This window comes from Pseudarthrobacter arbutini, from assembly GCF_054510915.1.
Genome location: NZ_JBTNDQ010000002.1, coordinates 160,178 through 171,892, shown reverse-complemented (window position 1 = coordinate 171,892; position 11,715 = coordinate 160,178). Strand labels below are relative to the sequence as shown.

Below are 11,715 nucleotides of genomic sequence, written 5' to 3'. Positions count from 1 at the left end.
CCGGTTGTAGATTAGATGCATGAGCCTTGCCCAGGAGATCAACCGCGTCGTCGCTCCGTTTGAAGTCATCAGCGAGTTCCAGCCGGCCGGCGACCAGCCTGCGGCCATCACCGAACTCACGGAGCGGATCAGGAACGGCGAAAAGGACGTTGTCCTGCTGGGCGCCACCGGTACCGGCAAGAGCGCCACCACGGCCTGGCTCATCGAACAGGTCCAGCGGCCCACGTTGGTCATGGTGCAGAACAAGACCCTGGCCGCCCAGCTCGCCAACGAATTCCGTGAACTCCTGCCCAACAACGCGGTGGAGTACTTCGTTTCGTACTACGACTACTACCAACCTGAGGCCTACGTAGCGCAGACGGACACCTTCATTGAGAAGGACTCGTCCATCAACGAGGAAGTGGAACGGCTCCGCCACTCCGCCACCAATGCGCTGCTGACCCGCCGGGACGTTATTGTGGTGGCCACGGTGTCCTGCATCTACGGCCTGGGCACGCCGGAAGAGTACATTGCCGGCATGGTCACGCTCCGCAAAGGGGCGCAGATGAACCGCGACGACCTGCTCCGGAAATTCGTCTCCATGCAGTACGCGCGCAACGACATGGACTTCCACCGCGGCACATTCCGGGTCCGCGGCGACACCGTGGAAATCATCCCGATGTACGAGGAACTCGCCATCCGCATCGAATTCTTCGGAGACGAGATTGAGAACATCCACACTCTCCATCCGCTGACTGGCGAACTGATCCGGGACGAAGAGGAAATGTACGTCTTCCCCGCCTCGCACTATGTGGCCGGGCCCGAGCGGATGGCCCGGGCCATCAAGCGGATCGAGGACGAACTCGCCGAACGCCTGGCCGTCCTGGAAGGCCAGAACAAGCTGGTGGAAGCCCAGCGGCTCCGGATGCGCACCACATACGACCTCGAAATGATGCAGCAGATGGGCTTCTGCAACGGCATCGAAAACTACTCGTCGCACATCGACGGCCGTGCCCGCGGGACCGCTCCGCACTGCCTCATCGACTACTTCCCGGACGACTTCCTGCTGGTGATCGACGAATCCCATGTCACCGTGCCGCAGATCGGCGCCATGTACGAGGGCGACATGTCCCGCAAGCGGAACCTCGTGGACTTCGGCTTCCGCCTGCCGTCGGCCATGGACAACCGACCGCTGAAATGGGACGAATTCCTCCAACGCGTGGGCCAGACGGTCTACCTGTCGGCCACTCCCGGCAAGTACGAACTCGGCAAGGCTGACGGCTTTGTGCAGCAGATCATCCGGCCCACCGGACTGATCGACCCCGAGGTGGTGGTCAAGCCCACCAAGGGCCAGATCGATGACCTCCTCGGCGAGATCAAGACCCGCACGGCAAAGAACGAACGCGTCCTGGTCACCACCCTGACCAAGCGGATGGCGGAGGACCTCACCGACTACCTGCTGGGCCACGGCATCAAGGTCGAATACCTGCACTCGGACGTGGACACCCTCCGACGCGTTGAACTGCTGCGGGAACTCCGGATGGGTGTCTTCGACGTCCTGGTGGGCATCAACCTGCTCCGCGAAGGCCTGGACCTGCCCGAGGTCTCCCTCGTGAGCATCCTGGACGCGGACAAGGAAGGCTTCCTGCGCTCGGCGACTTCGCTGATCCAGACCATCGGCCGTGCTGCCCGCAACGTGTCCGGCGAGGTCCACATGTACGCGGACCGCATCACCGACTCCATGGCCAAGGCTATCGACGAGACCAACCGGCGCCGCGCCATCCAGGTTGCCTACAACACGGAACGGGGCATCGATCCGCAGCCGCTGCGGAAGAAGATCGCCGACATTACCGACCAGCTGGCCAAGGAAGACGCGGACACCCAGGAGCTGCTCAACAACAACCGGCTGGCCAAGGGCGCCAAACGTGGCAAGTCTGCGGCAAAGGGCGCAGCACAGCTCCGCAAGGACGGCCTCGCCGCGGCACCGGCCGAAGACCTCGTGGGCCTCATCGAACAACTGACCGAACAGATGCACGGTGCTGCCGCCGAACTCCAGTTCGAGGTGGCCGCGCGGATCCGGGACGAGGTCAGTGACCTTAAGAAGGAGCTCCGCCAGATGCAGGCGGCCGGCCACGCCTAGTCCACCCCCGGGGGCCGAAGGGACGTGGCAAGTCGGGGCATGTTTCCGCATGTCGGGACGCCTACTGTACAGTTAACGTCACGTAGGGGAGTATCCCGAGCGCTACGATCGTCAACACGCCAGGCACAGTTGCCTGGCCGGGCGTAGCGGGCCGCCATTTCAGCACCAAGTGCACAGGCTGGCCGGAGAGACTTACACCATTTCTCTGTACCCTGCGAAAGGCTAACCTGTGCCCGAATTACCCGTGTGGTTCGAGGTCGGCTCACTTGTCGTCCTTGGCCTGATCCTCCTCATTGACCTTCTGCTGGTCGTCCGACGCCCCCACGAGCCTTCCATGAAGGAAGCCGGCCTGTGGGTTGCGTTCTACGTCTCCCTGGCCCTGTTGTTCGCCGGGGCCATGTTCTTCTTTACCGGCGCCGAATTCGGCGGCCAGTTTGTGGCCGGCTGGGTCACTGAATACAGCCTCAGCATCGACAACCTGTTTGTCTTCATCATCATCATGGCCCGCTTCTCCGTGCCCCGTAAGTATCAGCAGGAAGTCCTGATGGTGGGCATCATCATCGCCCTGATCCTGCGCGGCATCTTCATCCTCCTCGGCGCCATCGTGATCGAGCAGTTCAGCTGGGTGTTCTACATCTTTGGCGCGTTCCTGCTCTGGACCGCCTGGAAGCAGGCCCAGGACGAAGGCGAGGACGAAGAGGACAAGGAAAACCCGCTCATCGCCCGGATCCGCAAGGTCATCCCCATGTCGGAGAAGTTCGACGGCGGCAAGCTGCGCACCACAGTGGACGGCAAGAAGGTCTTCACCCCCATGCTGATCGTGTTCATCACCATCGGCCTGACCGACCTCCTTTTCGCCGTCGACTCGATTCCGGCGATCTTCGGCCTGACCCAGAGCCCATTCATCGTCTTCACCGCCAACCTGTTCGCCCTGATGGGCCTGCGCCAGCTGTACTTCCTGCTGGGTGGCCTGATGAACCGCCTGATCTACCTGAAGCACGCGCTGTCCTTCATCCTGGCGTTCATCGGTGTGAAGCTGGTGCTCCACGCCATGCACGTGAACGAACTGCCGTTCATCAACGGCGGCAACCACATCGAGTGGGCCCCGGAGATTCCGACATTCGTTTCCCTGGCCGTCATCGTGGGCACCATCATCGTTGCCGTGATTGCCAGCCTCCTGAGCTCCAAGGCAAAGACGGCCCACCTGGACCCCCGCCTCGAGGAAGACGCCAAGAAGAGCCTCAGCGAAGCCGAGTAGGCTGTCTCCGCGTTTCGTTGACGCACACTTCATTTCCACTGATCCCGTCCGCACTGCGGCCGGGATCAGTGGCTTAATCTGGCCCCTGTAGGACCTGGCCGCCCAGGACTATGCTCGGATCATGGCCCGCACCCTGATCACGGAAAGAGGAGTGCGCCAGGTGCAACGGCGCACCGTGGTGCTGCTGAGCGCGGCCCAGGTTTTCGGTGGCATCGGCACCGGAGCCACGGTTTCGATTGGTTCCATCCTGGCCGTGGAACTTTCCGGTTCCAGCGTGTGGGCGGGCGCCGTGGCCACGGTTATGACATTGGGGGCCGCGCTGACAGCACTGCCCCTTGCTACGCTGGCGGACCGGCGGGGCCGTCGGGCCGGGCAGGTCACGGGGCTTTCCGCCGCCCTGGCCGGCACAGTTCTGATAGTGCTGTCGGTGGTGTCCGGCTTGTTCGTCCTGCTGGTGCTGGGGGCGGTGGGCATCGGGGTGGGTACCGCGGCCAGCCTGCAGGCACGCTTCGCCGCCGTCGACCTTGCGGACGCTGAACACCGCGGCAGGGCGCTTTCCGCAGTGGTGTGGGCTGTGACGGTCGGCGCCGTGGCCGGACCCAACCTGATCCAGCCCGGCACGGTGGTGGGCCTGGCCCTCGGCCTGCCGCCCGTCGCCGGACCGTTCGTGATCTCCGCAGCCGGACTCCTGGTGGCCATTGTGCTGCTTTTCGCTGGTCTCAGGCCGGACCCGCTCCTGCTCGCGCGGGAAATCGCCGCCCGGGATCTTGCCGCTCAGGAACCCGCCATGCTGGATCTCGACGCCCAGCCAGCTGGCGGGAAGATGCAGGGCACGCCACCACGTATGGCAGATCAGCAAGGCGCCACCGCGCGCAACGCAGTCGGGGGATCGCTCGTCCGCGGGCTGCGGGCAATCCGCCAGTCCAGGGCTTCCTGGCTGGCGCTTGCCGCCGTCGTCGGAGCGCATGCCGTGATGGTGGGCGTGATGTCCATGACCCCGCTGCATTTGCAGGAACTCGTGGCCGGGCCTGGTGCTTCCCATGCCGGCCACGCCGCCTCCGGCGATGTCCTGGTGATCATCGGCTTCACCATCTCCCTGCATATCGCAGGCATGTTCGCGTTGTCGCCGGTCATGGGCTGGCTGACGGACAAGGCAGGCAGGACCGAGACCATCATGATCGGCTTCGCCACGCTGATCGCTGCCGTCGCCGTCGCAGGATTTGGCCAGACGTCCACCGTCGCGGTGGCCGTGGGACTTGTGCTGCTGGGCATGGGCTGGTCTGCGGCCACCATTTCCGGGTCCACGCTGCTGGCGGAGAGCGTCCCCCAGGAGTCCCGCGTGCTGGTCCAGGGGGTGTCGGACATGCTGATGGGCGCCGCAGGTGCGGTGGGCGGGGCCACTTCCGGACTGATCCTCAGCTGGGCCGGCTACCTGGGGCTCAACATGGCAGGCGGACTGGTGGGGGCTGCTGTCCTGACCGCCGCCGTCGTTGCCCTGGTGGCGCGCCGCCGCAGCCCGGCGGCCGGCTCAGCTGCCGGCTGAGCCGGCAACCGAGCGCACCATACCCAGCAGCCGCCCGAAAATAGCCTCGCCGTCGTCCGCTATGCCGTCATGGTGGAAGTCGGCCGTCTCCCATACCCGGAGTCCGCGCACAGCAGCCGCCGTCTCCATTGACAGGCTGCGGTCCACGTAAATGTCGTCCTGGTAAACCGCGGCGGCAACCGGCACGCTGTTCGCGGCCAACTGTCTGGGGTCATACAGCGGCTTCCAGTCCGTTTTGGCGGCCAGCAGATGGGCCACCTGCCGCAGCGGCACCAAGGCGGGATCCTGTTCGAAATACCACGGGTACACCATCTCGCCGGTCAGCAGCAGCGCCTCCGCATACGGGTGGAATGCCGGATTTTCCTGCAGCACACGCCAGGCAGCCCAGTCGGTCGCCTGTCCCTGCCCGTAGATGGACTCATGCAGCAGGGCATAGAGCGGGTTCGCCAGGCGGGACACGATGCCCTGGACCTGCTCCAGGAAGGCATCGGAGAGCCTGTTCCCCTGTGGTGTCTCGGTGAAGGCGTCTTCCAGCAGGTAGTGCAGGCCGTCCACCCGCGTATTTCCGCCCAGGAAGGAGCCCACCATCTGGAACCGTTCTACCGTGAGCCGGCCGCCGTCGGGAAGGAACTCCTCGGTCTGCCGAAGGTGCGATGCGATCGCGTTCACTGTCCGGCGGTCCTCCGGATACCAGCTGAAGTACTCAGTGTTGCGGGCTGCAACGCGCGCGAACGTGGCGCGGTAGACGTCGTCGGCATGGCCGGCGAGCGGCGCAAGTCCGCCCGTGATGAGGGCGTCCTTCAGCCCGTCCGGGGCAAAGGACAGGTACGTCAGCGCGCAGAATCCGCCGTAGCTTTGGCCGTAGATGCTCCAGGGGCCGGAGCCGAGCGCCGCGCGGATGAGCTCCGCGTCGGCCACGATGGAATCCGCACGGAAATGCTCGAGGTACGCAGCCTGTGCTTCGGCCGTTCCGCGCGCGGCCAGCGTGTTCCGGTCAACGGGGGTCGACAGCCCGGTGCCGCGCTGGTCCAGCATCAGGATCCGGAAGTCCCGGGCAGCCGCCTTGCTCCAGCCGCCCAGCGAAGCCAGCCGGTTGCCGCGGCCGCCAGGCCCGCCCTGGAGGAACACCAGCCAGGGAAGCTCTTCGGCTTCAGCCTGGGTGTGGGCCGACGAGACGTACTCACGGGCGAAGACGGTGATGGTCTCGGCGTCGTCGCGGCTCCCTGGAGCGAAGTGGTCCAAGGGAACGGTGAAGTAGTGCTCGGCGGTGCGCATGCCACGGAATTCGTGCCGGGCCTTCACAAAATGCGGGACAGGGGTCCGCGTTTGCGTCGTTTGAGAGGAAGCGTCCTGCTCAGCCACGGATGGACGCTGCCGTTCTGGTGCCAAAGCTCTCCAGCGCGTCGCCGGTCAGCCGGAACGTGGACCAGCCATCCAGGGGGCGGGCGCCGAGGCTGCGGTAGAAGTTGATGGACGGTTCGTTCCAGTCCAGGACGCTCCACTCAACCCGGGCGTAGCCCCTCTCGACGGCGGTGGCGGCCAGGTGCTGCAGGAGCGCCTTGCCGTGGCCCTCGCCGCGGGCGTGCGGGCTGACGTAGAGGTCTTCCAGGTAGATGCCGTGGACGCCTTCCCAGGTGGAGTAGTTCAGGAACCAGAGCGCAAAACCCCGGGCCTCGCCTGCGCTGTTTTCAGCCATCGTGGCAAACACGCGTGGGTTCTCGCCGAACAGGACCTCAGCCAGCATTTCCGGTGTGTTGCGGACCGCGTCCGGTTCCTTCTCGTAAATGGCCAGTTCGTGGATCATCTGCAGTATGGCGGGGACGTCTTGCCGGGTGGCGGGGCGGATAACACTCATGGTCCGAGTTTACTAGCGGGGCCGTGATCCCTACTGCCAGGCTCCCTATTGCCAGCGAAGCTGCGATGTTCCGTAGCGGACGGGTCCCTTGCTGTACTCCAGCGGCACGCCGTCCGCCATGATGGGCGGCCCAACATATCGCAGGCGGCCGTAGGGGCTGTCCATCACGCGGAGGTCGGGGTCAGGCAGGGAACCGCCGTGACCGGCCACTGCGGGCAGCCGGAACAGTTCTTCAGCGGTGCTGGCCAGGGAAAGCCGGGCAGCGCCGCCACGTCCGCTTCGGAGCCGTTCGGCCAGCAAGGCAAGTGCTGCCGCCGCCAGGCCATAACCGGTGGCATGATCCAATGCCTGCACTGGAAGCGCCCCCGGCTGCCACCCGTCATCAGTCGTGCGGCCATACCGTTCGGCAATGCCGCAAGCGGCCTGTACCAGGCTGTCAAAACCGCGCCGTCGGTTCCAAGGGCCGCCGCTGCCCCAGGCACTCAGAGTGACTATGACGAGGTCGGGCCGGGCAAGCAACAGCGCTTCGGGCGCCAGCCCGAAAGGGTCCAGCCCGCCGTCGCGGTAACCCGTGACCACCACGTCGGCAGACTCAATGAGAAGCCTGACCGCTTCCATGGCGGCAGGATCCCGGAGGTCCGCCTCGGCGCTGCGCTTGTCAAAGCCCGTGTCAATGAACACATCGCTCAACTCCGGAAGCTGGGGCGGGTCGATGCGCAGAACGTCCGCGCCCAGGGCGCCCAGGAGGCGTGTGGCAATAGGCCCCGCAATGACGCGCGTCAGGTCCAGCACCTTGAGCCCGGCCAAGGGGTGGCGCGGAATTGCCGCTGGAACCCAGAGCTGCGGACTTTCACTGGCTGACGGTGGCGGACGGGAGATTCTGATCCATGGACCGGAGCTGGCCGTCCCATACATGGGGGTCGCGATCCACTCGTCCCGTGTGCGCACGGCAGCAGCGACGCCGTTGTTTGCCGTGATGGCTTCCTCGGCGGCCACGGACGTCATTCCTAACAGGGCGTGTTCCACGTCCTGTGGTGTGCTCACGGAGAGGGCCGACGTCAGCCGGGCTGCGTGGTGGGGGTAGTTGGCGTGGAGGCGGATCCAGCCGTCCGACGTGCGCCGAAAGCCGGACATCGGAGCGAACCCTTCGGGTTTCTCGCCCGCAATCCGCAGGTGTCCCAGCGAATCGAACGCCGCCGCGGTGGCTCCGGATGCCAGGGAGTACCTGCCCGGAACGCCAACAAGCGCGTTCAGCGACGTCGCTGCTGCCTGGACCGCCCCCAAAGCCAGTCCCTCGACGTCCAGCGGGCCCTTCCACCACTGCCGTGGACCGTTGGAAAGTGCCACGGGCTGGGCCTTCAGGGCATCCACAACCCGAAGGCTGCCGGTCAGGTCGGGGACAGAGTCGTCCATTCGGTCAGAGCCTAGAGCCGGTTGACGTCGGTGACACGGACCACTGCCGTACCGGTTTCATCGGAGGCCGCCAGGTCCACTTCCGCGGAGATGCCCCAGTCATGGTTGCTCGCCGGATCGTCGAAAATCTGCCGGACCTTCCAAAGGCCTGGCTCTTCGGTGATCATGAGCAGTCCGGGACCGCGCGCATCCGGGCCGGTGCCAATGTCGTTGTGTTCGTCGAAGTAGTCGTCCAGGACGTCTTCCCAGCGGTTGGCATCCCAGCCCGCGCCGCCGTCGAGCTCGCCCAGGGCTGCGGCGTTTTCGTCCGCGAACAGTTCCACGCGGCGGAACATCTCGTTGCGGACCATCACGCGGAAGGCACGGACGTTGGACGTCAGCGACGGCGGCGGGGGAGGGGGAGCGTCGTGCGGGGTGGGCATCGCGCCGGACGTCAGCTCCTCCCATTCGTCCAGGAGGCTGGAGTCCACCTGCCGCACCAGCTCGCCAAGCCAGGCGATGAGGTCTTCAAGGTCTTCCCGAAGCATGTCCTGCGGTACGGTCTGGCGCAGCGCCTTGAAGCAGTCCGCGAGGTAGCGCAGCACAATGCCCTCTGAGCGGGCCAGCCCGTAGAACTGGACAAATTCGCCGAAGTTCATGGCCCGCTCGTACATGTCGCGGACCACGGACTTGGGCGCCAGTTCAAAGTCGCCCACCCATGGCGCGGCCTTGCGGTAGACCTCGAAGGCTTCGCCCAGGAGTTCGGCGAGCGGCTGCGGATAGGTGACTTCCTCCAGCATGGCCATGCGCTGGTCGTACTCGATGCCGTCAGCCTTCATCGCGGCAATCGCTTCCCCACGGGCCTTCTTCTGCTGCGCGGAGAGGATCTGGCGGGGCTTTTCGAGGGTCGCCTCTATCACGGACACCACGTCCAGGGCGTACGACGGCGAATCCGGGTCAAGGAGCTCCAGCGCCGCCAGCGCAAACGGCGAGAGTGGCTGGTTCAGGGCAAAGTTGGCCTGCAGATGGACGGTGAGCCGTACGGTCCTGCCGTCATGGCCCTGCTCTTCTGCCGGGATGCGCTCCACCACCTCAGCGGCGAGGAGCTCACGATAGATTCCCAGGGCTTTTTTCATCAGCCGCAGCTGTGATGACCGTGTCTCATGGTTTTCGGTCAGCAGCCGGCGGGCCGCTGTGAACGGGTCGCCGGGCCGTTCCATCAGGTTCATCAGCATCGAATGCGTCACGCTGAAGCTGGACGTCAAAGGATCGGGCACGGATTCCACGAGGCGCTTGAAGGTGGGTTCCCCCCAAGAGACGAAGCCCTCCGGCGGCTTCTTTTTGACCACCTGGCGGAGCTTCTTCTGGTCGTCACCAAATTTGGCGGTGGCCTTGGCCATCGCCTTCACGTTTTCGATGACGTGCTCGGGTGCCTGGACCACCACTGTCCCCGCGGTGTCATACCCGGCGCGGCCGGCCCTTCCGGCAATCTGGTGGAACTCCCGGGAGTTAAGCGGGCGGGTGCGGACGCCGTCGTACTTGCTCAGTGCGGTGAGCAACACGGTGCGGATGGGCACGTTGATCCCCACGCCCAGTGTGTCCGTACCGCAGATCACCTTGAGCAGGCCCGCCTGGGCGAGCTGCTCCACGAGCCTGCGGTACTTCGGCAGCATGCCGGCGTGATGGACCCCGATACCGTGCCGGACCAGCCGGTTGAGCGTCTTGCCGAAGCCTGCGGCGAAACGGAAACTCGCTATCAGCTCCGCGATTTTGTCCTTCTCCTCGCGGGTGCACACGTTGATGCTCATCAGTGTCTGGGCCCGGTCAATGGCCTCGATCTGGCTGAAGTGCACCACATAGGCGGGCACCTGGCGCGTGGAGAGGAGTTCCTCGAGTGTTTCGTGGACCGGCGTCTGGTGGTAGTAGTAATGCAGCGGAATGGGGCGCTCGGCTGAACTGACGGTGGTGGTGGGGTGGCCCGTAAGTTCGGTGATGCCGGCCTCGAACCGGCTGACATCACCCAGGGTTGCGGACATCAGAAGGAACTGGGCCTGGGGGAGCTCCAGCAGCGGGACCTGCCAGGCCCAACCACGCTGGGGGTCGGAGTAGAAATGGAATTCGTCCATGATGACCGCACCGAGTTCGGCGTCGGCCCCTTCGCGGAGGGCGATGTTCGCGAGAATTTCTGCCGTGCAGCAGATGATCGGTGCGTTCTGGTTGACGCCGGAGTCACCCGTGATCATGCCGACGTTTTCTGCACCGAAGATGTCGCACAGGGCAAAAAACTTCTCCGAGACCAGCGCTTTAATGGGGGCGGTGTAGTAACTGCGCTGGCCCCGCGCCATGGCCTGGAAGTGCGCCGCGATGGCCACCAGCGATTTGCCGGAGCCCGTCGGGGTGGCGAGGATGACGTTGGCTCCGGTGGCGAACTCCATGATGGCCTCGTCCTGGGCAGCGTACAGTTCCAGGCCCCGGCTTTCGGTCCACTCAAGGAATTGGGTGTACAGGGCGTCCGGGTCGATGCCTGCGCCGGAGGGGTCTGAGGCGGACAGGACAGGCAGCTGGTCAACGAGTTTCATTGATTTCCAGCTTAGTGCCCAGCCGGTGCCGGATATCCGGGCGGGCCCGGGTTAGGCTCGCGGTACTGCCAGACAGCACCCGGCGATGGAGGTAACTGTGAAGTGGGACCCCGTAAAGTACGTCCAGTTCGGCGATTACCGTGACCGGCCGTTTTTCGACCTGACGGGGCGGATCCAGGCCGACCGGCCCCAGCACGTTGTGGACCTGGGATGTGGTCCGGGAAACCTCACGGCCACCCTTGCCCGGAGATGGCCGGAAGCGCAAGTGGTGGGGCTCGATTCGTCCAGGGAGATGCTGGACAAGGCCGCCGCGCAGGCGGGCAAGCATGCGGGCCTCAGCTTCGGGCTGGCGGATATCGCAGCCTGGACGCCCCCGGCTGAAACGGACGTGGTGGTCACCAATGCCGCGCTTCAGTGGGTGCCGGGGCATCAGGAGATGCTGGCGGGCTGGCTGGCGGCGCTCAAGCCCGGCGCCTGGTTCGCCATGCAAGTGCCGGGGAACTTCAATGCCCCGTCCCATGCCCTGATGCGGGAACTCGCAGGTTCGGCACGCTGGTCGCCCCGGCTCGACGGCGTACTTCGTGGTGGAGAGTCCGTGGGGGAGCCCGCGGACTACCTCGGCATCATGCTGGACGCGGCCTGCACGGCAGACGCCTGGGAAACCACCTACGAGCAGGTCCTCACTGGGACGGATCCGGTGCTGGACTGGGTGCGGGGCACGGCGTTGCGCCCGGTCGCGGCGGCCCTTTCGGCCGAGGACGGGCAAGCCTTTGAAGCGGAGTATGCTGCAGCCCTGCGGGCCGCATACCCGGCAACGGCACATGGCACGGTGTTTCCGTTCCGGCGGATCTTTGCCGTGGCGCAAAAGCAGCCAGGCGCATAAACTCCATTCGTTTGAGGTTCTCTGGTCGGTAATGCCTTATGACTGAGAAGAGAATGTGATGCTGGTTACAATGACGACAGCGGCTT

General features: G+C 65.2%; 8 protein-coding genes. 4 read left to right on the top strand and 4 right to left on the bottom strand.

Going from position 1 to position 11,715, the window contains the following annotated elements; all coding sequences use genetic code 11:
* Positions 1-19 precede the first annotated feature (19 nt).
* From uvrB to ACX80V_RS02845, 3 genes are all read left to right on the top strand, one after another.
* Entirely contained in the window at positions 20-2,119 is a 2,100-nt protein-coding gene (uvrB, locus tag ACX80V_RS02855; RefSeq protein WP_056339720.1) for an excinuclease ABC subunit UvrB, read from the top strand.
* A 229-nt stretch (positions 2,120-2,348) separates the two neighbouring features.
* Entirely contained in the window at positions 2,349-3,377 is a 1,029-nt protein-coding gene (locus tag ACX80V_RS02850) for a TerC family protein (RefSeq protein WP_248760718.1), read from the top strand.
* A gap of 121 nt (positions 3,378-3,498) precedes the next feature.
* The gene (locus tag ACX80V_RS02845) at positions 3,499-4,920 is read left to right on the top strand and encodes an MFS transporter (protein ID WP_485841855.1); all 1,422 of its coding nucleotides are present in this window, start codon (positions 3,499-3,501) and stop codon (positions 4,918-4,920) included.
* Here ACX80V_RS02845 and ACX80V_RS02840 read toward each other — a convergent pair.
* From ACX80V_RS02840 to ACX80V_RS02825, 4 genes are all read right to left on the bottom strand, one after another.
* Positions 4,906-6,195, bottom strand: a complete 1,290-nt coding sequence (locus tag ACX80V_RS02840) for an alpha/beta fold hydrolase (protein ID WP_485842050.1) — start codon at positions 6,193-6,195, stop codon at positions 4,906-4,908. The genes ACX80V_RS02845 and ACX80V_RS02840 overlap by 15 nt on opposite strands.
* Positions 6,196-6,274: 79 nt before the next feature.
* On the bottom strand, positions 6,275-6,775 hold the full coding sequence (locus ACX80V_RS02835; RefSeq protein ID WP_485841854.1) for a GNAT family N-acetyltransferase: 501 nt from the start codon (positions 6,773-6,775) through the stop codon (positions 6,275-6,277).
* 45 nt (positions 6,776-6,820) lie between these two features.
* Entirely contained in the window at positions 6,821-8,188 is a 1,368-nt protein-coding gene (locus tag ACX80V_RS02830; protein ID WP_485841853.1) for a CoA transferase, read from the bottom strand.
* Positions 8,189-8,199: 11 nt separating this feature from the next.
* Positions 8,200-10,746: a DEAD/DEAH box helicase gene (locus ACX80V_RS02825; RefSeq protein ID WP_485841852.1), complete on the bottom strand. Its 2,547-nt coding sequence runs from the start codon at positions 10,744-10,746 to the stop codon at positions 8,200-8,202.
* 97 nt (positions 10,747-10,843) lie between these two features.
* On the opposite strand from ACX80V_RS02825, the gene ACX80V_RS02820 reads away from it, so the two are divergent.
* Complete coding sequence (locus tag ACX80V_RS02820; RefSeq protein ID WP_485841851.1) at positions 10,844-11,629, top strand: trans-aconitate 2-methyltransferase; 786 nt, start codon at positions 10,844-10,846, stop codon at positions 11,627-11,629.
* The last annotated feature ends 86 nt before the right edge of the window (positions 11,630-11,715 follow it).